The 20,289-nt window shown below is 60.3% G+C and carries 21 protein-coding genes; 14 read left to right on the plus strand and 7 right to left on the minus strand.

Going from position 1 to position 20,289, the window contains the following annotated elements; genetic code table 11:
- Positions 1-90: 90 nt before the first annotated feature.
- From ACVNHC_RS14585 to ACVNHC_RS14600, 4 genes are read right to left on the minus strand one after another with little or no spacing between them, the layout of a single operon-like run.
- Positions 91-789 carry a MotE family protein gene (locus ACVNHC_RS14585; protein WP_058899430.1) on the minus strand — a complete coding sequence of 233 codons (699 nt, stop codon included), beginning with the start codon at positions 787-789 and terminating at the stop codon, positions 91-93.
- The gene (locus ACVNHC_RS14590) at positions 786-1,469 is read right to left on the minus strand and encodes a DUF6468 domain-containing protein (RefSeq protein ID WP_457167670.1); all 684 of its coding nucleotides are present in this window, start codon (positions 1,467-1,469) and stop codon (positions 786-788) included. Before ACVNHC_RS14590 ends, ACVNHC_RS14585 begins: the two co-directional genes overlap by 4 nt.
- Complete coding sequence (gene fliM, locus ACVNHC_RS14595; RefSeq protein ID WP_019964562.1) at positions 1,466-2,692, minus strand: flagellar motor switch protein FliM; 1,227 nt, start codon at positions 2,690-2,692, stop codon at positions 1,466-1,468. The genes ACVNHC_RS14590 and fliM overlap by 4 nt, the downstream gene beginning before the upstream one ends.
- 9 nt (positions 2,693-2,701) lie before the next feature.
- The gene (locus ACVNHC_RS14600) at positions 2,702-3,199 is read right to left on the minus strand and encodes a flagellar basal body-associated FliL family protein (RefSeq protein ID WP_186391997.1); all 498 of its coding nucleotides are present in this window, start codon (positions 3,197-3,199) and stop codon (positions 2,702-2,704) included.
- Between the two features lie 277 nt (positions 3,200-3,476).
- On the opposite strand from ACVNHC_RS14600, the gene flgF reads away from it, so the two are divergent.
- The 4 genes from flgF to flgH are packed head-to-tail and all read left to right on the plus strand — an operon-like array spanning position 3,477 to position 6,805.
- Positions 3,477-4,217: a flagellar basal-body rod protein FlgF gene (gene flgF / locus ACVNHC_RS14605; RefSeq protein ID WP_094462002.1), complete on the plus strand. Its 741-nt coding sequence runs from the start codon at positions 3,477-3,479 to the stop codon at positions 4,215-4,217.
- 20 nt (positions 4,218-4,237) lie between these two features.
- The gene (flgG, locus tag ACVNHC_RS14610) at positions 4,238-5,017 is read left to right on the plus strand and encodes a flagellar basal-body rod protein FlgG (protein WP_050472593.1); all 780 of its coding nucleotides are present in this window, start codon (positions 4,238-4,240) and stop codon (positions 5,015-5,017) included.
- Positions 5,018-5,030: 13 nt separating this feature from the next.
- Entirely contained in the window at positions 5,031-6,062 is a 1,032-nt protein-coding gene (gene flgA / locus ACVNHC_RS14615; protein ID WP_457167671.1) for a flagellar basal body P-ring formation chaperone FlgA, read from the plus strand.
- Positions 6,059-6,805, plus strand: a complete 747-nt coding sequence (flgH, locus tag ACVNHC_RS14620; protein WP_050472591.1) for a flagellar basal body L-ring protein FlgH — start codon at positions 6,059-6,061, stop codon at positions 6,803-6,805. Before flgA ends, flgH begins: the two co-directional genes overlap by 4 nt.
- Positions 6,806-7,120: 315 nt before the next feature.
- On the opposite strand, the gene dksA is transcribed toward flgH, so the two are convergent.
- Together dksA and ACVNHC_RS14630 are read right to left on the minus strand one after the other, a co-directional pair.
- Complete coding sequence (gene dksA, locus ACVNHC_RS14625) at positions 7,121-7,537, minus strand: RNA polymerase-binding protein DksA (protein WP_026355707.1); 417 nt, start codon at positions 7,535-7,537, stop codon at positions 7,121-7,123.
- 160 nt (positions 7,538-7,697) lie between these two features.
- A complete protein-coding gene (locus ACVNHC_RS14630; protein WP_123194668.1) occupies positions 7,698-8,114 on the minus strand; it encodes a flagellar assembly protein FliX in 417 nt (138 codons plus the stop codon).
- Between the two features lie 306 nt (positions 8,115-8,420).
- Here ACVNHC_RS14630 and ACVNHC_RS14635 point away from each other — a divergent pair, with 306 nt between their 5' ends.
- From ACVNHC_RS14635 to flaF, 10 genes are all read left to right on the plus strand, one after another.
- Positions 8,421-9,545 carry a flagellar basal body P-ring protein FlgI gene (locus ACVNHC_RS14635; RefSeq protein ID WP_205630888.1) on the plus strand — a complete coding sequence of 375 codons (1,125 nt, stop codon included), beginning with the start codon at positions 8,421-8,423 and terminating at the stop codon, positions 9,543-9,545.
- Positions 9,546-9,548: 3 nt separating this feature from the next.
- Positions 9,549-9,857, plus strand: coding sequence for a rod-binding protein (locus tag ACVNHC_RS14640; RefSeq protein ID WP_050472589.1), 309 nt, complete (start codon positions 9,549-9,551; stop codon positions 9,855-9,857).
- The gene (locus tag ACVNHC_RS14645; protein ID WP_208975477.1) at positions 9,854-10,345 is read left to right on the plus strand and encodes a hypothetical protein; all 492 of its coding nucleotides are present in this window, start codon (positions 9,854-9,856) and stop codon (positions 10,343-10,345) included. The genes ACVNHC_RS14640 and ACVNHC_RS14645 overlap by 4 nt, the downstream gene beginning before the upstream one ends.
- 130 nt (positions 10,346-10,475) lie before the next feature.
- The gene (locus tag ACVNHC_RS14650; RefSeq protein WP_152967510.1) at positions 10,476-10,868 is read left to right on the plus strand and encodes a hypothetical protein; all 393 of its coding nucleotides are present in this window, start codon (positions 10,476-10,478) and stop codon (positions 10,866-10,868) included.
- A 325-nt stretch (positions 10,869-11,193) separates the two neighbouring features.
- Positions 11,194-12,357, plus strand: coding sequence for a flagellin N-terminal helical domain-containing protein (locus tag ACVNHC_RS14655; RefSeq protein ID WP_058899425.1), 1,164 nt, complete (start codon positions 11,194-11,196; stop codon positions 12,355-12,357).
- Between the two features lie 225 nt (positions 12,358-12,582).
- On the plus strand, positions 12,583-14,100 hold the full coding sequence (locus tag ACVNHC_RS14660) for a flagellin N-terminal helical domain-containing protein (protein WP_050472586.1): 1,518 nt from the start codon (positions 12,583-12,585) through the stop codon (positions 14,098-14,100).
- A 245-nt stretch (positions 14,101-14,345) separates the two neighbouring features.
- Complete coding sequence (locus tag ACVNHC_RS14665) at positions 14,346-15,863, plus strand: flagellin N-terminal helical domain-containing protein (RefSeq protein ID WP_457167672.1); 1,518 nt, start codon at positions 14,346-14,348, stop codon at positions 15,861-15,863.
- A 265-nt stretch (positions 15,864-16,128) separates the two neighbouring features.
- Positions 16,129-17,634 carry a flagellin N-terminal helical domain-containing protein gene (locus tag ACVNHC_RS14670; RefSeq protein WP_457167673.1) on the plus strand — a complete coding sequence of 502 codons (1,506 nt, stop codon included), beginning with the start codon at positions 16,129-16,131 and terminating at the stop codon, positions 17,632-17,634.
- Between the two features lie 84 nt (positions 17,635-17,718).
- Complete coding sequence (gene flbT / locus ACVNHC_RS14675; protein WP_055453877.1) at positions 17,719-18,153, plus strand: flagellar biosynthesis repressor FlbT; 435 nt, start codon at positions 17,719-17,721, stop codon at positions 18,151-18,153.
- Complete coding sequence (gene flaF / locus ACVNHC_RS14680) at positions 18,095-18,469, plus strand: flagellar biosynthesis regulator FlaF (protein ID WP_050472582.1); 375 nt, start codon at positions 18,095-18,097, stop codon at positions 18,467-18,469. The genes flbT and flaF overlap by 59 nt, the downstream gene beginning before the upstream one ends.
- A 280-nt stretch (positions 18,470-18,749) precedes the next feature.
- Here the strand turns inward: flaF and ACVNHC_RS14685 are convergent, their stop codons facing one another.
- Complete coding sequence (locus ACVNHC_RS14685; RefSeq protein ID WP_457167674.1) at positions 18,750-20,288, minus strand: flagellar protein; 1,539 nt, start codon at positions 20,286-20,288, stop codon at positions 18,750-18,752.
- Between the last annotated feature and the right edge of the window lies 1 nt (position 20,289).

Consider the following 20,289-nt stretch of genomic DNA (forward strand, 5'->3'; position numbering starts at 1 on the left):
GGGTTATCCTCTGGAACAAGCTCCGAAATGACTCTAGGGGACCGGCCTTAACACCCTGTTACGCCGCACCGCGAAACTCGGCGCTTTCCGTCAGTTTGAGCCGATTTTCGGAAGTGCAGCCGGGGCCTGGATGGAAGCCCCCTGAGGCTGGTTCGCATCGCCGCTGGCGATCGCCACGGTCAGCTTTTCAGCCGCCTCGGGCGACATGCGCGCCAGAATGTCAGCCATCTTGCGCGGCTTCATCTGGCGCACGACCTTCAGCAGGATATCAAGTTCAAGCCGGTCGAAGATGCGGGCTGCGTCCTTGGGCTTCATGTTTTCATACATGATCACCAGCGCTGCGATCTCGCCCTCTTCCTGCCGCTTCTTCTCTTCGACACCCTGCTGGATCTGCTGCTCGAGCGACTTGAGCTCGTCAACCCGCTGCTGCAGCCGCTCTTCGGTCGCCTGCAGCAGTTTCTCCCGCAGATCAAGCTGCCCTTCCTGATCCTGCAAGGCCCTGCGCCGCTCGCCAAGGCTCTCCAGAACGGCACGCTCCGCGCTTGACCCTCCAAGCTCCAGGGTGTCAGGCACGGCAGGAACCTCCGGAAGCGTCTCACCAGTTGCAGGTGTTCCGGCAGACGGCGCTTCCTGCGGCTGGGCAGCCTGCTGCGGCGCGGGCTGGGCCTGCGCTCTTGCTTCCATGACCGGACCCACGGCCGTGTGCTCACCGAGCACAAGGCCGAGCAGCTTCAGCGCCAGAAGGGCGCTGGCAGCTATGCCGACAACTGGAAGCAGGCGAAGGTTCAAGCAGCGGCCTCCCCTGACTTCTTGCGGAAGCGTTCAAGACGGGCGGTTGCTTCGGCCGCCGCAGCACGGATATCCCGCGCGCTCACTGAAGGAGACGGTGCCGGTGCAGCAGGCGCGGGAGCGGACGGACGGTAGGCGCCGGCATAGGGCGCTGCCGGAGGTGCCGGGCGCGGTGCTGGCTGCGGCGCGACATAGCCCTGAGGCGACTGCTGGTAGGCAGGGGCAGCTGCCTGCTGGGCAGCTGCAAGGCGGCGGGCATCGGCTTCAGCCTGGGCCTGGGCCTGAGCTTGCGCGCGCTGGCGGGCCTCTTCCTCGGCAGCGCGGCGGGCATCCTCCGCCGTATGCGCGGTGCGGGCGGCTTCGGCAATCTGGCTGATGCGCGTCAGGACGGCTTCGCCCTCCCCCAGCTGTCCGGCCAGAAGCTTGGACAGATGCTCGGCCTGCGTCAGCCGGGTTCCAAGTGTCTTGTCCGCGTCATTTGCCGTGGCTTTCAGGCCGAGAATGGCACGCTCGGCAATCTCGGTGGCGGTGATCAGCTCCGAGATCGTCGCACGCAGGGTCTCTTCATCGGCACGCAGACGCTGCAGCCGGCGGTTCAGGATCCAGCAATAGCCGATGGTGACCAGCAGAAGGACAGCCACCAGAGCCTCGATCAACATTCCAAGCGGCAGGGACGTCATGACGTTTCCATTTCCTTCTGCATGGCCCGTTCAAATGCGGCCAGAGTCATCTTCGGCTTGCGCAATCCGCGGGTGACACGAATCGCGATCGAATCCTCGACCTTGCCGAGTGTACCCTCACTGAGCTCCACGTTGCCGCACTTGATTGTCACCGGATCATCAGGTTCCACGTCAAAAATCAGTGTCTGACCCACATCGAGGCTCAGGACGCGGCTGAGCGGCAGGAAGGTCTCGTAAAGGACCGCATCCACCTCCACCATGGCAGCGTGAATCTCGCTCGCAAGATGCCCTTCCCAGATCGGGTCACGGCCGAATTTTTCACCCATGAACATCTGCAGCAGCAGGTCACGGATGGGCTCCAGCGTGGCATAGGGCATCATGATCTCGATGGTGCCGCCACGGTCCTCCATGTCGATGCGCAGCTCGACAAGGATGGCCGCATTGGCCGGGCGCGAGATCGCCGCAAAACGCGGGTTGGTTTCCATGCGCTCCAGGCTGAAATGCACCGGGGAAAGCGGCGCAAAAGCCTGCTCCGCATCCGCCAGGATGATTTCCAGCATGCGCCGGACAAGGTTGGTCTCGATGGTGGTATAGGGCCGGCCTTCGACGCGGATACCCGTCGTGCCGCGCCCGCCGCCCAAAAGCACATCGATGATCGAGTAGATCAGGCTCGATTCCACCGTGACAAGTCCGAAACCGTCCCATTCCTCAGCCTTGAACACGCCCAGAATGGCAGGCAGGGGAATGGAGTTCAGGTAATCACCGAAACGGACGGAGCTGATCGAATCCAGAGACACTTCCACATTGTCGGACGTGAAATTGCGCAAGGATGTCGTGGTCAGGCGGACAAGCCGGTCGAACACGATTTCCAGCATCGGCAGGCGTTCATAGGACACCATGGCCGAGTTGATCAGCGCACGGATGCCGCTCTGATCGCGCGAGATCGTGTCCTCGATATTGAAACCGAGGAGGTTGTCGATTTCTTCCTGGTTCAGGACGCGGTCAGCGCCGCGCGAGGCATTCTCAAGCTCCGGCTCGCTGTCATCGATCATCGCCGCCCATTGGGCCGCCATGTCGTCCGCGTTGCCGACGCCCTGCTCTTCCAGCGCCGCACCCCAGGCAGCGGCCAGATCATCGTCGTCGTCGCCAGCCCCCTGCTCGGCGAGCGCGGCACCCCAGGCATCAGCCAGGTCGGCATCACTCAGATCGTCGTCGTCAGCCATGTATCACCGTCACTGAATCAGGATTTCCTTGAACAGCACTCCATCAACCCTTGCCGGATGAACCGCCAGATTGATGCGCCGGAGCAGCTCTTCCTTGAGCCTGAACAAACCGGCCGACCCTTCGAGGTCAGCGGGACGCAACTCACGCAGGTAAATCTGGAACGCATCCAGAATACGCGGCAGATACGGACTGATCCGGTCCACCATGGCCTGATCGGACACCTCGAGCGCAATGCGCACCCTGAGGTAGGTCGCCCGCCCTTCGGTGGACAGATTCACGGTCATTTCCGGCAGGTCGTAAAAGACAACCGGCCTCTGCTGCACGACGGGCGGAGCCGTTGGGTCTACCGGCTCTCCGCCCCCTGACAGGAACAGGAACCAGACCGCCCCGCCAATGACGAGCAGTGCAACAAGCCCGGCTGCTCCGAAGATGATCAGCTTCTTCTTGCCGCCCTTCTTCGCACCGCCTTCTTCGCCGTTTTCGGCGTCGGTATCCGTATCGGCCATTGCCGCCCCGCCAGCTTGCCGCACATGCCTGCGCGTGAATAGTTTCTAAAGGGTTAATCGTTAACGAGTGGTTACCAACTCCTTAACCCATCACCCGGCAACTGTTGCCCACTGGTTCATTTTTTCCTCACCTATTTGCACCCCGCACCGTGACGGAAAGAAAAATTCCCAATGATTTCAACAAAATAAAAACTGGCACGCTCCCTGCTAGAAGGGTGGCGGCACGCTGACCTGGGGAGGCTGGCGTGCCCTCGGGGAGCAAAAAGGAATCGTTAACATGGAGAATGCGCAGCTCATTAACCTGTCCCGGCAGGTTGCCTTGCGCAGGCAGCTGGATGTGACCGCCAACAATCTGGCGAACATGACCACGTCTGGCTACAAGGCCAAGCACATGAAATTCGAGGAATATCTGATGCCGGTGGCGCAGGCGACGGCCTTCAACCGCGGCGACAGAACCCTCTCCTACGTGCAGGACGCCAGGACCTTCACGGACTTTCAGGCCGGTGGAATCATCATGACCGGCAATCCGCTCGATCTGGCTGTCGATGGCGACGGCTGGTTTGCGGTACAGATGGAAAACGGCAGCGAAGCCTATACGCGCAACGGATCGTTCCATCTCGACAGCACCGGCCAGCTGGTCACGCCGGACGGCCGCCCGGTCCTGACAGAAGGCGGCCCGATCACCTTCACCACGCAGGACGGGCAGATCGACATTGCCGCTGACGGGACGATCTCTTCGGAGCTCGGCGTGCGCGGGCGCATCCGTCTTGTCGCCTTCCAGGAGCCGCGTGACGCCGTTTCCATCGGCAACAACCTGATGACCTACACGGATCCGCAGCCCGTCGCCCGCACACGGGTGATCCAGGGCGCCGTCGAGCAGTCGAACGTCCATGGCATCACGGCAGTGACAGAGCTGATCGAAATCACCCGCAAGTACGAGAGCGTGACCAAGCTGATGAAGGACACCTACGACCTGTCCCGCTCAGCGGTTGAGCGCCTCGGCAAGTCGCAGGCCTGAGACGGACAGGAGAGACCACCATGAAAGCACTCCATATCGCCGCCACAGGCATGAAGGCGCAGGAACTCAACGTTGAAGTCATTTCGAACAACGTTGCCAACATGCGCACCACCGGCTTCAAGCGCCAGCGGGCCGATTTTCAGGATCTGCTCTACCAGAACCTGCGCCGCATGGGCACGGACACATCGAACGCGGGCACCATCGTGCCGACGGGCGTGCAGATCGGTTCGGGTGTGAAGACCGCGTCCACCACACGCATCATGAGCCAGGGCAACCTGGAACAGACCAACAAGGAAACCGACGTCGCCATCCGCGGTGAAGGTTTCTTCCAGATCCAGATGCCCGATGGCACCACCGCCTATTCGCGGGATGGCTCCTTTGAGCGCGATGCCAACGGCACGCTGGTCACCGTCGACGGCTTCACCATCGAGCCCGGCATCGTCATTCCCGACAATGGCCGCGACCTGACGATCTCGTCCGACGGCACGGTGCAGGTGACCGTCGATGGCGCCAGCGTCAACCTCGGCCAGATCCAGCTCGCCCGCTTCGTCAACAAGGCGGGGCTCGAAGCCATTGGCGACAACCTCTTCCTCCAGACCGACGCCAGCGGCGCCGCACAGGTCGGCAATCCCGGCGAGAACAGCTTCGGCAACTTGCAGCAGAACTTCCTCGAGATGGCGAATGTCGATGCCGTGACGGAGATTGCGGATCTCATTTCCGCCCAGCGTGCCTACGAGATGAATTCCCGCATCATCAAGGCCGCTGACGACATGTACTCGACCACGACCAACCTGCGGTAAAAGGAGGCTGGTGATGAGACCCCTGTTCCTTGCGCTTCTTGGAGCCGCCCTCGCAGGCCTGACGCCCGGCACCGCAAGTCTTGCGGCAGGCAGCAGCCAGCCGGTCTGGCAGCGCGGCAGCGAAGCTCCCGTTCTGCGGCCGGAGGTCGTGACCTCTTCGGACATCGTCACCATCGGCGATTTCTACCTCAACGCAGGCGCTGCCGGCTTTGAACCGTTGTTCCGCTCGCCGGATCTGGGCACTTCGGGCAATGTGAGCGCGGCACTTGTTGCCGAGCGCGCCCGTGCGGCAGGCCTCAAGTCTGCAGGCACCGATGGACTTGCAGAAGTCATTGTCCGCCGTGACTCGATTTCCTTCGATGCACAGCGCCTCTCCGGCATCATCGCCGAGCGGCTGGCACGGCAGGAGGGCCAGATTTCCGCAGACGATCTCGAAATCGTCTTCGCCCGCACACCGCAGATCATTCACGCCGATCCGCGCTCTGCCGATCCTCTGCGGATCGAACAGGCCCTCTGGTCACGCGCGGATGGCCGGTTCGATATCGTCATGTCCTACGCAGGTGAAAACGGCTACCGCCGTGTCAGCCTCACCGGCATTGCGCGGGAAATGACGGCCATCGTCGCACTGGCAAGCCCGCTGGACAGGGGGGCGATTGTCCGGGACCAGGACCTGATAACCATGCGTCTGCCGCGTGAGCGGGTGCAGGGACGGGCCGTGACAGATCCGCAGGAGATCCTCGGACTGGCCGCACGCATCCAGCAGCGCCCGGGCCGTCAACTCAGCAAGGCGGACTTCGAACGCCCGATGCTGATCCAGCGCGGCGACAAGGTCACGCTGATCTATGAAATCTCGGGAATGAAACTGACCACGCAAGGCCAGGCTGCAACCGCAGGCGCAGATGGAGACATGATCGACGTGATCAATCTGCAGTCCCGCCGCACCGTCAGGGGCACCGTGAGCGCCCGCGGAGAAGTCCGCCTCGGCGGCACTCCCCGCACACTTGCCGCCAACACCAGCCTGCCTGCCCAGGAGAGCGCACAATGATCCGTCCGATTCACAAGGCTGTTGCCCTGACCCTTCTGGCCCTGCCCCTGGCTGCCTGCGGCTCTGCTGACCGCCTTGCCCAGGTCGGCAAGGCCCCGGCCCTCAATGCCATTCAGGACCCGACCACCATGCCCGGTTACCGTCCGGTGCAGATGCCCATGCCGACGCCCCAGCCCGCGCATTACAATGCCAACTCGCTGTGGAAGTCCGGCAACCGCGCCTTCTTCGAGGACCAGCGCGCCAAGCAGGTCGGCGATCTGATGACCGTTCTGGTGACGATTTCCGACAAGGCTCAGTTCGACAATGAAACCGAGCGCTCCCGCACCGGATCGGATTCGTCCGGTGTGAGCGGGGCTCTGGGCACGGCTATCGAAAAGTTCGTGCTGCCGGGCAATGCCAGCGCCGACGCTCTTGCAACCGTCAACGCCAAGTCCTCTTTCAAGGGATCTGGATCGGTTGACCGCAAGGAAACACTGAAGACATCCGTAGCGGCGGTGGTGACCCAGGTTCTGCCTAACGGCAATCTGGTGATCGAAGGCAGGCAGGAAGTCCGCGTCAACTTCGAAGTGCGCGAGTTGATCGTCGCCGGTGTCGTCCGCCCTCAGGATATCAAGTCTGACAATACGATCGTCAGCGAAAAGATCGCAGAGGCCCGTATCGGCTATGGCGGACGCGGCCAGATCACCGACGTCCAGCAGCCGCGCTATGGCCAGCAGGTGCTGGATATCGTTCTGCCCTTCTGATCCGGCCTGACAGACGGCTGACCGGCTGAACTCCCCAACCGCCGGTCAGCCCGCTCCCCCTGCGCCCTTCCCGGCTCTTCCCTGCTGCCACCCGAATTGATCCCCCTGCCAGTCCGGTGTTCCGGACGCCGGACTGGCTAAATGACGGGCACGGCGTCTCGCTCCCCGAGCGCCGTGCCCGTTTCTCCTCAGCCCCTGCCTCCCCATAAAGACAGGGCTGATTGCGAGCTGGTCGAAAACAGGCGGCCCGGACAAACAAAAGCCCCCGGCAGCGCGGCTGACGGGGGCTGAAAATTTTACCGAGGAACCGGGATCTCAGTCGTCCCTGTACACCTTTTCGCGGCGCTCATGCGCTTCCTGGGCCTCGATGGACAGGGTCGCAATCGGGCGGGCCTCCAGGCGCTTGACGGAGATCGGTTCGCCGGTCTCTTCGCAATAGCCGTAACTGCCGTCTTCAATCCGCTCCAGCGCCGCATCGATCTTTGAGATCAGCTTGCGCTGCCGGTCACGTGCACGCAGTTCAATGGAACGGTCCGTTTCCGACGAAGCTCTGTCAGCGAAGTCAGGGTGATTGGTGCTTTCTTCCTGCAGGTTCGCCAGCGTCTCGCGGCTTTCACGCAGGATGTCCTCTTTCCAGGCGAGCAGCTTGTTGCGGAAGTACTCGCGCTGCCGTTCATTCATGAACGGCTCGTCCTCGGAAGGTCGATAGTCAGACTCAAGTTCAACCGTCATCGGAAACTCCGGTTACCGTTAGGACGGGGGGAATATATAGTCACTGGAGGTCAGCGACAACGGGCAAACCCGAAAAAAATGTTGAACTTTATTCCTTCCATTTCAATGGGTTATCCATTGCGCCCGAAGTTTGCGCAGCCGCGCAGCCAGCCAGCATGCATCAACTTGTAAACCGGCCCTGCTTAGCCAGCTCAACCTTCACGCGCAATTCGATCTCGTCGATGACCGATTCCAGTCCCGGATCACTGCTGACGGGGCGGTCCGCCAGAGCGCTCATCATCTCCTCCAGCCGGGCGGGTTCAATCACCCCGGCCAGAAGGTCTGCCTTCAGCGCATCCAGCAAATCCAGCATGGAATGCCCGCGCGCAGTGGCAGCATCGCGGTCATCCGGCTGGACCTGCATCTCCTGCAGCGAAAGCAGGGCGTCGATGCCCGAGAGTGACGACGAGGAGGACGTCGACACGGCGGCATGTGCCTCGCCATCGCCCCCGATCAGGAAACCACCGCCGCCACCGGCTTTCTTCTTGCTGCCCTTGCCCTGAACAGAGGAAACGGGCGTGTTGTTGGTGATGCGCATTGTGGCCTCGCTTCCCGTTTCTCATGAGCCAGCCCTGCACCGGCCAGTCGTACCCGGATGGCCGGTCTGACCCTGCCGGGCTCCCGGTCAGATTCTTCCGTCCCCGAAGGTAGGGAAATCCGGCCCTCCCGGCAAGAATTGCCCGGCACAGTCCCGGCAGAACATGATCAAAACACTGGGAACACGGCAAGATCCGGGATTTATATATTTATTTTCAATATCTTATATCAAAACCGGGAAGCGTGGATAATCTGGCATGGACTTCGCATAGGCAGGTGCAAACCACTCATGCGCCGGGTCTCTCCCATGCCATTTGCACGTCTGCTCCGTTCCAGTCTCCTCTTCGCGGCCATAGCTGTCCTCCTGACGGCTCTTGCGCCTGCGGCGGTGGCCGCCTCGCGGATCAAGGATATCTCAGACTTCGAGGGCATCCGTGAGAACCAGCTGATCGGATATGGCCTTGTCGTCGGCCTGAAAGGCACAGGCGACGGCCTGCGCAATTCACCCTTCACCCGGCAAAGTCTGCAGGCCATGCTGGAGCGCCTGGGCGTCAACACGACAGCCGCGGACCTCAATACAAACAATGTGGCGGCAGTCATGGTGACGGCCAACCTGCCCCCCTTCGCCACACAGGGCACGCGCATCGATGTCTCCGTCAGCGCTCTCGGCAATGCGGAAAGCCTGCAGGGCGGGACGCTGCTGGTCACGCCGCTGATGGGTGCCGATGGCGAGACCTATGCCATTGCACAGGGCGCCGTAGCCATCTCCGGATTTGCAGCACAAGGCGATGCAGCCTCGGTGATACGCGGCGTGCCGACCTCCGGCCGCATCGCAAATGGTGCTCTGGTCGAGCGGGAAGTCGGCTTCAAGCTGGCCAGCATGACCACCGTGCGCATCGCCTTGCGCAACCCGGACCTGACCACCTCGCGCCGCGTTGCCCTCGCCATCAACGAACTGATCGGCTTTCCCACCGCCGAGCCTCTGGATCCCGGCACAGTGCAGCTCACCGTGCCGCGTGATTACAACGGCAACGTGGTGGACCTGCTCACCGACATCGAGCAGCTGATCATCGAGCCGGATCAGCCGGCCCGCGTCGTGATCGATGAAAGTGCCGGCATCATCGTGATGGGCCAGAACGTGAGGGTCTCGACCGTGGCGGTCGCCCAGGGGAACCTCACCGTCACCATCGCGGAAAACCCGCAGGTCTCCCAGCCCCTGCCCTTCGCCAATGGCCAGACCGCGGTCACGCCCCAGTCTGACGTTTCCGTCAGTGAAAGCGGCAGCAAGCTGGCGATCGTCAGCGAGAGCGTGACCCTGCAGCAGCTGGTTGACGGGCTGAACACGCTCGGCATCGGCCCGCGCGACATGATTTCCATCCTTCAGGCCATCAAGGCAGCCGGTGCGCTGCAGGCCGAAATCGAGGCCCTGTAAGCCATGACGCCATCAGATCTCACCCTCACCAGCGCCGCTGCCCTGCCCCGTCTGGGAGGCGGCCGCATCATCGCTCCCGACTCTATCCGCAAGCAGGCCGAGAACTTCGAGGCCGTTTTCCTCAACACCATGATGCAGTCGATGTTCACCGGCCTCGAGGAAGGCGGAGCCTGGGGCGGCGGACAGGGCTCCGACACCTGGCAGAAAATGCTGATCGACGAAATGTCCAAAACCATCGCTTCGGCCGGAGGAATCGGCCTGGCCAACACGATCGAGCGCGAATTGCTCGCCCTTCAGGAGGCAAACCAGTGAACGCCCACACCCCGGAAACAGCGGCCCTGCCCTTTTCCACCGCAAGGCCAACCAGCAGATCCGAGGCAGAGAGCTTTTGCCTTGCCGTCTGCCACACCATGGAAAAGCTTCTCGAACTGATCGAGAAGGAAACGGATATGGTTCGGGAAGGCCAGTTACGCGCTGCAGGCGAGCTGCAGCCGGAAAAGGCCGTGCTGGTACACCACTACACACAGGGCGTTCTCTTCGCCAAGGAGCACTCCGTGGCTCTAGGCAATCTGGCTCCGGCTGCGGTACAATCCCTGCGGCGGCAGCATGCGGAATTCCAGCCTGTCCTGCGCATCAATCTGGCGGTTCTGTCCACGGCGCGGGAAGTGGCATCGACCGTGGTGACGACGGTCGCACAGGCAGTTGGCGCCCGGCAGAGGACCACGACCTACGGCCCGGGCGGCGCTTCACCGCAGGCGCCCCGGATCGCGGAAGGGATCGCTATCAACAGATCGCTTTGACGCAGCGGCGCGAATCACTTGCCAGCACCCGCGAAAAGTCTAACCTTTTCGTTAACGGAGGATTCATATCCCCGTTGTATTTTGTGGGTGATACCATCGGGTCAAGGAGTGTTACCCGAAGGAGGCAGGCATGGATACAGGAGCAATCCGGCCGTCACTGACCGCCTATGCGGCAGTAACCCCGGCTACGCGGGCTCCGGAACAGAACGAGCCCGCAGCTAAAACTGAATTGCCGGGTTCCCAGACGGTGAGACCGTCGGGGAACTCTGAAGGACAGCGCCAGCTTGCCGAGAACGGCAATCAGCAGAGCGCATCGGCGTCGCTTGTCTCGAGGGACATCGTGCGCAAGAACACGCTCGATCCGGAAAGCCAGTCATTCATCTATGTCGCCATGGACCGGGAAACCGGCGAGGTGGTGCAGCAGGTCCCGAGCGAGACATTGCGCAAACTGCGGGCCTACGCCAAGGCAGGCGATGAGCCGGTAGTTCCCCAGTCCTCCGCCACGGTTCAGCGCACCGCCTGAAAAAATCAAGATCCGGCACACCAGCGCAGCCCCATGACCCAGGTCATGGGGCTTTTTCCGTTTGTCCGCCAGCAAGAATGTGCAGCCGAGCCATCCCCCGCCCCTCACCCGCAATATCCTGCCCGAGCCCCGCGCCGGGCACATTGCAAGCCTTTGATCTGAAATTAAAATCAAATTAACCATAAAGTACAATTCATCATACGTTAAGGTTAAAATCCGATAACCATATAACTTAACTTGTCATTACGCTTTAGAGCTGACTTAGTTGCTTGCGGGATCCAGAACGGATCCATGTATTGTGTTTTCCCAGGAAGGAAAAACCGTAATGTCTAACAACGTTAGTCTGTCCAGCGCCGTTCGCGCTAACCTCAACGCCCTTCAGTCGACCGCTCAGATGATGAGCTCGGTTCAGGAGAAGCTCTCCACCGGCAAGAAGGTCAACTCGGCTCTCGACAATCCGAACTCCTTCTTCACCGCCAAGGGCCTTGAGAACCGCGCAAGCGATCTGAGCTCCCTGCTCGATGACATGGGCCAGTCGGTCCAGACCCTGAAGGCAGCGGACAAGGGCATCACCTCGATCTCCGGCCTCGTTGACGCCGCCAAGGCCAAGGTGAACCAGGCTGCGCAGACCACCAATCAGGTCGAGCGCACCAAATACGTCAAGGAGTACAATGAACTCCTGACGCAGATCCAGGACATCGCCAAGGACTCCGGCTACAAGGGCAAGAACCTGCTCGGCGGCCAGGGTAACGACCTGAAGGTGACCTTCAACGAGAACGGCAAGTCTTCCCTGTCGATCTCGTCCGTTGACTACACGAATGTTTCCAGCTCAACCGGCCTCAACCTGTCGCGCCTGGCCACCGGCACCAGCGGCACGTCAACGATTACCCTGACCAACGGCACGGCTACAGCCGCCCTGACCGCAGGCAGCCTGCTTTCCGCAGACGACGAGTTCAATGTCGGCGACGTCATCACCCTGACCGACACCAATGGCTCCGAACTCGGCAAGCTGGAAATCAAGGCCGGCACCACGGTCGGAGATCTGCAGAAGTTCCTCGGGGATGTCGACGGCGTGTCAACGGATCTCACCGGCGGCACACTGACGGTCACGTCCGACTTCAAGCTGAACCTGTCGTCTAGCAGTGAGGCTGCAGGCTCCTTCGCCGACCGCTCGACAAACAACTCGGCAGAGTCAGGCTTTGCCTTGGACAGCGGCATTGACGACGTTCTGAACTCTCTGAAGAAGGCTCAGGACACGCTGCGGTCGCAGGCATCGACCTTCGGTACCAACCTGTCGATCGTGCAGAACCGTCAGGACTTCACCAAGTCCATGGTCAACACGCTGCAGGAAGGCGCAGGCCGCCTGACCCTGGCCGACACCAACCAGGAAGGCGCCAACCTTCTGGCACTGCAGACCCAGCAGTCCCTCGCCTCCACTGCCCTCTCGCTGGCAGCACAGGCGGACCAGAACGTGCTGCGTCTGTTCTAAGTCAAGAATACCCCCGCGAAACAAGGCGGCAGGCTCAGGCCTGCCGCCTTTTTTTGCGCTTTCAACTGTGAAGCCTGCGCCCTGCCGGAGCATTCGCACAGGCAAGAAATCATTAACCTTAAAATGCCGCGGAGTTAACCAAGCATTAGGGTTACCAAATCATGATCAGGCCATCCCGCTCAGGAAGAGCGGTAAAAATGCTGGACCCAGGAAAGGGACACATAGATGGCTGATATTACCCTGTCCGCCGCCGTACGGCAGAACCTGCTCACCCTGCAGCAGACTGCCGATTTCATGTCGGGCGTGCAGAACAAGCTCGCGACCGGCAAGAAGGTCAACTCGGCGCTCGACAATCCGAACTCCTTCTTCACCGCTTCCGGCCTCAACAACCGCGCCAAGGATCTGAGCACCCTGCTCGACGACATGGGCCAGGTTGTGCAGACGATGAAGGCTGCCGATCAGGGCATCACCAACATCACCAAGCTGACGGAGACGGCAAAGGCCAAGGCCAACCAGGCCCTGCAGACCCAGAGCCAGTACGAGCGCGCCCAATACGCCAAGCAGTACAACGATCTGCTCAAGCAGATCGAGGACATGGCCAAGGACAGCTCCTACAAGGGCAAGAACCTGCTGGCCGGCGAAGGCAACAACCTGACCGCCATCTTCAACGAGGACAACACCTCGAAGCTGACTGTCACGGCTGTCAACTACACCGACACCACCCTGTCCACGGGCCTCAACCTGCAGGATCTTACCCTTGCCAAGGGCGGCGCCGCCTCGCTGCAGCTTGAGGGCGGCAAGGCCTCTGCAACCTTCCTGAATGCGACGGGCGACGCCCTGTCTTCCGGTTCGCTCCTGCAGGATGCCACGGGCCTTGCCGTCGGCGACGTGCTGCAGCTGCGCACCGCCTCGAGCGGCGGCGGCGCGGGCGTGACCGGTTTCACCAACATCACCATCGGCGCCAACACCACGGTGCAGAACCTGGTGGACCAGATCAATGGTGTCGCCGGCGTTCGGGCCGAGTTCGATGAAAAGACCGGCTCCCTGTCGATCATCTCGAACGATGACGTCTACCTCCACAACACCAACGCCAGCGCTGCCACACCGGCTCCGTCCGATCTGATCAGCGTTTCTGCCGCAAACTTCACGTCAGGGTCGCAGCTGCTGAAGAACTCCGGCTCGTTCAACGTCGAGGACATCCTGACGCTGACCGATGGCAACGGCTATGAACTGGGCTCGCTTGAAGTCACCGACAAGACCTCCGTCAAGGATCTGACCGACTTCATCAAGCGCTTCAACGGCGTCAACGCTTCGTTCAACACCTCGACGGGCAAGCTGACCATCGAAAGTGACGTGTCTCTCAATCTGAAGAGCACAAACGCAGACTTTGCCGCCACGGGCTTTACCGAAGACACCGATGGGGTCAACGTGGTCGCCGCGGTCGAATCCGGCTTCGCGACGGATGAAGCGATCAACCAGACCATCGACAAGCTGAACAACGCCCTGTCGGTGCTGCGCTCGCAGGCCTCGGAGTTCGGCACCAACCTGTCGACCGTGCAGATCCGTCAGGACTACACCAAGTCCATGATCAACACTCTGCAGGAAGGCGCCGGCAAGCTGACCCTCGCCGACACCAACGAGGAAGGCGCAAACCTTCTTGCCCTGCAGACCCGCCAGCAGCTTGCGTCGACCTCGCTGTCCTTCGCATCCCAGGCGGACCAGACCGTGCTGTCCTTGTTCTAAGAATCAGTTCACGCACGACTCACAACCTGACAATCAGAAAAAGGCCGGGCCAATCGCCCGGCCTTTTGCTTTTCGTCCGGGACGGCCAAACTGACGCAGCGGCTTTCAGGGATTCATGACTGCTTCGTAAACATTAACGGGCATTCTGCAAATTTTAACCATCTGTTAAGGTTAAAAAATCATGATCAGGCCATCCCGCTCAGGAAGAGCGGTAAAAATGCTGGACCCAGGAAAGGGACACATAGATGGCTGATATTACTCTGTCCGCCGCCGTACGGCAGAACCTGCTCACCCTGCAGCAGACTGCCGATTTCATGTCAGGCGTGCAGAACAAGCTCGCGACCGGCAAGAAGGTCAACTCGGCGCTCGACAATCCGAACTCCTTCTTCACCGCTTCCGGCCTCAACAACCGCGCCAAGGATCTGAGCAATCTGCTCGATGACATGGGCCAGGTTGTGCAGACGATGAAGGCTGCCGATCAGGGCATCACCAACATCACCAAGCTGACGGAAACGGCAAAGGCCAAGGCCAACCAGGCCCTGCAGACCCAGAGCCAGTACGAGCGCGCCCAATACGCCAAGCAATACAACGATCTGCTCAAGCAGATCGAGGACATGGCCAAGGACAGCTCCTACAAGGGCAAGAACCTGCTGGCCGGCGAAGGCAACAACCTGACCGCCATCTTCAACGAGGACAACACCTCGAAGCTGACCGTCACGGCCGTTGACTACACCGACACGACCCTGTCGACCGGCCTCAACCTGCAGGATCTGGCACAGGCCAAGGGCGGCGCCACCTCCATGCAACTTGAAGGCGGCAAGGCCTCTGCAACCTTCCTGAATGCGACGGGCGACGCCCTGTCTTCCGGTTCGCTCCTGCAGGATGCCACGGGCCTTGCCGTCGGCGACGTGCTGCAGCTGCGCACCGCCTCGAGCGGCGGCGGCGCGGGCGTGACCGGTTTCACCAACATCACCATCGGCGCCAACACCACGGTGCAGAACCTGGTGGACCAGATCAATGGTGTCGCCGGCGTTCGGGCCGAGTTCGATGAAAAGACCGGCTCCCTGTCAATCACGTCGAATGATGACGTCTTCCTCCACAACACCAATGCCAGCGCTGCCACACCGGCTCCGTCCGATCTGATCAGCGTTTCTGCCGCAAACTTCACGTCAGGGTCGCAGCTGCTGAAGAACTCCGGCTCGTTCAACGTCGAAGACATCCTGACGCTGACCGATGGCAACGGCTATGAACTGGGCTCGCTTGAAGTCACCGACAAGACCTCCGTCAAGGATCTGACCGACTTCATCAAGCGCTTCAACGGCGTCAACGCTTCGTTCAACACCGGCACCGGCAAGCTGACCATCGAAAGCGATGTGTCTCTCAACCTGAAGAGCACCAACGTCAACTTCGCGGCATCGAACTTCACCGCAGACACCGACGGGGTCAACGTGGTCGCCGCCGTTGAATCCGGCTTCGCGACGGATGAAGCGATCAACCAGACCATCGACAAGCTGAACAACACCCTGTCGCTGCTGCGCTCGCAGGCCTCGGAGTTCGGCACCAACCTGTCGACCGTGCAGATCCGTCAGGACTACACCAAGTCCATGATCAACACTCTGCAGGAAGGCGCCGGCAAGCTGACCCTCGCCGACACCAACGAGGAAGGCGCAAACCTTCTCGCCCTGCAGACCCGCCAGCAGCTTGCGTCAACCTCGCTGTCCTTCGCATCCCAGGCGGACCAGACTGTGCTGTCCCTGTTCTAAGAATCAGTTCACGCACGACTCACAACCTGACAATCAGAGAAAGGCCGGGCCAATCGCCCGGCCTTTTGCCCTTTCATAATCCTCAGGCGCTCGGACACATCAGTTTTCCCGTTTCGATTCAATTGGTTAAAAGAAACCACTTGGTAACTTCCGTAACCAAAATCTTAACAGGTGCAAATCGTATTTACTTTTCGTTAATGATTAGGATCAGATCATGTGAGCGGGGTGTTAAGTCGCATCCCATGTAGAGACCGGTGAGCAAGCCATGAGCGACATTGTCCTTTCCAGCCCCGTCAGGGATAACCTGCTCTCGCTCAAGAACACTGCGGACCTCATGTCCAGGACGCAGAACCGTCTGGCGACAGGCCTGAAGGTTAACTCGGCCCTGGACAATCCCAACTCATATTTTACGGCCGCCGGCCTGAATGACCGGGCAAAAGATCTGAACAATCTGCTCGACAACATGGGGCAGGCCGTTCAGACGCTGAAGTCGGCAGACACCGGCATCACGTCGATCACCAAGCTGGTCGAGTCGGCAAAGGCCATCGCCAATCAGGCCCTGCAGACCCAGAGCGAATACGAGCGCAAGGTCTACGCAGAGCGCTACAACGGTGTCCTGCGTCAGATCGAGGATATGGCGCGTGACGCCAGCTACAAGGGCAAGAACCTGCTCGCCGGCGAGGGCAACGATCTCTCGATCCTCTTCAACGAGGACAGCACGTCCAAGATGAAGATCCTGCCGGTTGACTTCACGAATGCCTCTCTCGAGGAGGGGCTGGCGTTGAGTGATCTGGCAACAGGCTCGGGTGCGACCGCTTCCTTTGCCTTGTCCGGCGGCGCCACAACCCTGACTTTGACCGGACTCCAGGCCTCGTCAGACCTGACGGATCTGGCCCAGTGGTCAGCGGGTGATGTGGTCTCCGTGTCGGATGGCGTCACCACCAGAACCTTCACCGTCGGCAGCGGGCCCGGACAGATCCGGACCGTCCAGGATTATGTCAACGCCCTCAACGACCTCGGGGGCATCAAGGCCAGCTTCGATGAAGTGACCGACCAGATCACCGTCACCTCCGGCCTCGGAGTGGGGCTCAACCTGACGATCTCCAAGGACGCCGCCGGTGGCGGCACCGCCACGAACGGTGGCATCGGAACGGGCACGACCACTTTGACTGCCGCTTCAATGACGGCCGATTCAAAGCTTGTGTCGTCGGGCAGCTACAAGGTGGGCGATGTTCTCAAGGTCGTGGACGGCAATGGCTATGAAGCCGCCTCACTCGAAGTCACCGTCAATACGACTGCTGACGATCTCGTCAAGCTGCTCAACAGCGTCAAGGGCCTGAAGGCGGGCTTCTCGGCCGGTCAGATCAGCCTGGTTGGCGATATTTCCTTCGACATCAAGAGCTCCAACAACGACTTCAACGTCACGGCGCTTGCGACGACAGATGGCACCGTGAAACTGCAGGCCACAGATTCCGATTTCAAGGATGATACGGATATCGAGCGCACGCTGCAGGCCATCAACGGCGCTCTGGCGACCCTGCGCTCAACCGCTTCGTCCTTCGGCACCAGCCTCTCGACCGTGGAAGTGCGGCAGAAGTTCACGACACAGCTCGTCAACACCCTCGAAGTGGGTGCAGGCGCGCTGACCATCGCCAACATGAACGAAGAAGGCGCGAACATGCTGGCTCTGCAGACCCGGCAGCAGCTCTCTTCCACGGCGCTGTCACTGGCAAACCAGGCCGACCAGAGCGTCCTCAGCCTTTTTGGCTAAGGCTGAGGCGAATTAAGGTTTTGTCAGCAATCGTTAACTCTTTGGTGAGTGTTTCTGAACGATGCTGTGTTTCGGAGGAAGCGCATGGCTCTCAAGGTTGAGCTGAAGCCGGGTGAACGGATTATTGTTGGCGACAGCATCATCACCAACGACAATCAGCGCACACGCCTCTTCATCGAGGGCCAGGCGCCTATCCTCCGCGAAAAGGACATTTTAACGCCAGCCACGGCAGATTCCCCGGCCAAGCGAATTTATCTGGCTGTGCAGCTCATGTACCTTTCCAAGGACATCGAAAAGATCGAGGATAACTATTTCAGCTTGGTGAATGACATAATACTGGCGGCACCAAGTACGATACCTTATATTACCAAGATCAGTAACTCGATATTGGCTGGTGCCTTCTATAAGGCTCTGAAAGAAGCAAAGAAGCTCATCGAGTACGAGAGGACGCTCATCGGTCATGTACAAGCAGGCAGCTCAAGCGTACCAGAAGACGAGCCAGGTAGCCGTCTCCCCTAGGGAGCTCGAGGCGACCTTGCTGATGAAAGCTGCGGCCCGTCTGCAACTCATCAAGGATGAGTGGGAGAGCTCATCGCTCGCTGAAATCGATGATGCCCTCACCTACAATCGCAAGCTCTGGACCATTCTGGTTACATCTGTGACCAATCCGGAGAACCCTCTGCCCGATCAGATCAAGAACAACATCGCCTCGCTCGGTGTGTTCATTTTCAAGCACACGATGGCGCTTCTTGCGGATCCGCATCCGGACAAGCTGAACACGCTGATTTCAATCAACAGAAGCATCGCGGAAGGCCTGCGCGCCCGGCCGGAGTGAAGGCCCGGAGCAAGAGCCCTGCCCTTGTCACCTCGTCATGTGACCGCGCATGTTCAAGCCGCCGCCAAGGCGGCTTTTTCGTATCTTGCACGAAGACAACGCCTCTCACGCGGCGCGCGCAAAGAAAAGCCGCCGCCGGTTAACCCGGTCAGCGGCCTTGTTCGATCACAACGATGCGCCGTCATATCAAGTCTTCCGATGCAGACGCATCGCGCCTTGAAATTGCTCAGACGCCACACGGGCTTGCCCTCTCAATGAGTCAGGCTCATTGCGAGAGTTATCAGATATAATCAGCCAGTGACAACTTCAGAACAATGGACGAGGCGCGGTAGGACGCCTCGATATTGGTTTGCAGTTGCAGAATCTCCACGGCCAGAAGCTCCTTGTCGACCCCCTCAATCTGGTCCACCGCCGACAGATAGCCAGACTTCTGGATCTGATGGCGCTCGGCCGTAAACTCGATCGACTTGAAAGCCACGGCGATTTCGGTCGTGATATCAACGATACCGGACCGGTCCGTCCTCTCAGGCTGAAGAATGTTCTTCATGCTGGTGGCCAGTTCGGAATAGTATTTTTCATCCGACGGCGTACCACCTGAAAAATCTGCTGCAATGAACGTAGCAAGCGTCTTGACCACATCCGTCAGGCCCTGCTCGTTTGCCCGCACCCCGTAGCCCAGGCGCAGATTGTCATCAACGGCTGCAATCTTGTCCTGACGCGGATCGTCCGTCGGCAGGTTCTCTCCGACATACCAGATCGTCGTGGTCCCGGCCCCGGAAACCAGTCCTGTCGCGGTGTCGAAGGGAGGTCCGTCGACACGGTTCGGTATCTTACCGCCAAAGGTGTCGAAAAACTCGCTGGACGCCCAGGTGTCCGAGGCAGCACGCAGGGAGGTTGCTGTCTGTTCCTTGATGGCCGCCTGAATCGCCGTACGGAGGTTGTCTGCTGTTTCGGCAAGATCAGCGCCGATGGTGAACTCACCCGTCTTGGCGTTTGAAACAGCCGCCTTGAGTTCGATCGTGACCGACTTGGCACCGTCAGGCGGAAGCGCCAGCTCGATCGAGATCGTCTCCCCCGGTTGCGGCTGTCCGGTGAACTCGACCGCGAAGCTGTCCGGGTCAGCGCCCGTGGGAGCCGTCAGGGTCATGTTCGAGAGATTCGAGGTGACGGCAGAAATGTCGAAACCGAAGTCATGGGCTCCGTCTTCCGAAATCGAAAAGTCAGCGCTGACCGGAACGCCGGCCGACAGAACCGTGTTCAGCGGAGACACCGTCAGGCGCCCCTCGCTGCCAGCGGGCCCCTGGTTGGCCAGCCAATACTCGTTCATCACCTGTTTCAGGCCAGCCTTGCCGTCGGCGCCGTTGAGGATCTGCGACATTTCGAGAACGGGATTGTTGTTCGCATCGCTGCCGCCAAAGAGATAATGGCCGGCGACCTCGGCATTCAGCAGGCCGATCGTTTCGGCCAGCAGGATTTCCGCCGTTGCCTGCGTGCTTGTCTGGCCATCCGCCTGAAGCTGAAAGTTGTTCAGATCCATCGTCGCCTTGCTCTCGATCCGCAGCGCTTCCAGCCGCTGAAGATTGAGATTGAGCGTCTTGATGTGAAGCCGGCTCATGGTGATCGTTTCCTCATAGGCTTCGATCCGTTGTGCCTTCTGCTTCAACTCCATGCTCAAGAGGCGTTGACTGCCGACGCCGCCATAGGTGGTGGACACCTTGCCGGACGCAAGCTGGGATGTCTTTTCCGTCAGCGCTGAACTCAGGCTGTTAAGCTGCTGCGTCAGGTAGCCTCTGGATGTGGTGATCGTACTGATACCCATT

It is taken from the genome of Pannonibacter sp. Q-1, from assembly GCF_054073275.1.

What these genes read in the sequence shown, in the direction of transcription:
- flbT (WP_055453877.1), top strand. Translation starts at nt 17,719, where the DNA reads ATGGCTCTCAAGGTTGAGCTGAAGCCGGGTGAACGGATTATTGTTGGC.
- flgH (WP_050472591.1), top strand. Translation starts at nt 6,059, where the DNA reads ATGATCCGTCCGATTCACAAGGCTGTTGCCCTGACCCTTCTGGCCCTG.
- ACVNHC_RS14650 (WP_152967510.1), top strand. Translation starts at nt 10,476, where the DNA reads ATGGATACAGGAGCAATCCGGCCGTCACTGACCGCCTATGCGGCAGTA.
- flgA (WP_457167671.1), top strand. Translation starts at nt 5,031, where the DNA reads ATGAGACCCCTGTTCCTTGCGCTTCTTGGAGCCGCCCTCGCAGGCCTG.
- flgF (WP_094462002.1), top strand. Translation starts at nt 3,477, where the DNA reads ATGGAGAATGCGCAGCTCATTAACCTGTCCCGGCAGGTTGCCTTGCGC.
- dksA (WP_026355707.1), bottom strand. Translation starts at nt 7,537, where the DNA reads ATGACGGTTGAACTTGAGTCTGACTATCGACCTTCCGAGGACGAGCCG.
- ACVNHC_RS14655 (WP_058899425.1), top strand. Translation starts at nt 11,194, where the DNA reads ATGTCTAACAACGTTAGTCTGTCCAGCGCCGTTCGCGCTAACCTCAAC.
- flaF (WP_050472582.1), top strand. Translation starts at nt 18,095, where the DNA reads ATGTACAAGCAGGCAGCTCAAGCGTACCAGAAGACGAGCCAGGTAGCC.
- ACVNHC_RS14635 (WP_205630888.1), top strand. Translation starts at nt 8,421, where the DNA reads ATGCCATTTGCACGTCTGCTCCGTTCCAGTCTCCTCTTCGCGGCCATA.
- ACVNHC_RS14600 (WP_186391997.1), bottom strand. Translation starts at nt 3,199, where the DNA reads ATGGCCGATACGGATACCGACGCCGAAAACGGCGAAGAAGGCGGTGCG.
- ACVNHC_RS14660 (WP_050472586.1), top strand. Translation starts at nt 12,583, where the DNA reads ATGGCTGATATTACCCTGTCCGCCGCCGTACGGCAGAACCTGCTCACC.
- ACVNHC_RS14665 (WP_457167672.1), top strand. Translation starts at nt 14,346, where the DNA reads ATGGCTGATATTACTCTGTCCGCCGCCGTACGGCAGAACCTGCTCACC.
- flgG (WP_050472593.1), top strand. Translation starts at nt 4,238, where the DNA reads ATGAAAGCACTCCATATCGCCGCCACAGGCATGAAGGCGCAGGAACTC.
- ACVNHC_RS14685 (WP_457167674.1), bottom strand. Translation starts at nt 20,288, where the DNA reads ATGGGTATCAGTACGATCACCACATCCAGAGGCTACCTGACGCAGCAG.
- ACVNHC_RS14630 (WP_123194668.1), bottom strand. Translation starts at nt 8,114, where the DNA reads ATGCGCATCACCAACAACACGCCCGTTTCCTCTGTTCAGGGCAAGGGC.
- fliM (WP_019964562.1), bottom strand. Translation starts at nt 2,692, where the DNA reads ATGGCTGACGACGACGATCTGAGTGATGCCGACCTGGCTGATGCCTGG.
- ACVNHC_RS14590 (WP_457167670.1), bottom strand. Translation starts at nt 1,469, where the DNA reads ATGACGTCCCTGCCGCTTGGAATGTTGATCGAGGCTCTGGTGGCTGTC.
- ACVNHC_RS14640 (WP_050472589.1), top strand. Translation starts at nt 9,549, where the DNA reads ATGACGCCATCAGATCTCACCCTCACCAGCGCCGCTGCCCTGCCCCGT.
- ACVNHC_RS14670 (WP_457167673.1), top strand. Translation starts at nt 16,129, where the DNA reads ATGAGCGACATTGTCCTTTCCAGCCCCGTCAGGGATAACCTGCTCTCG.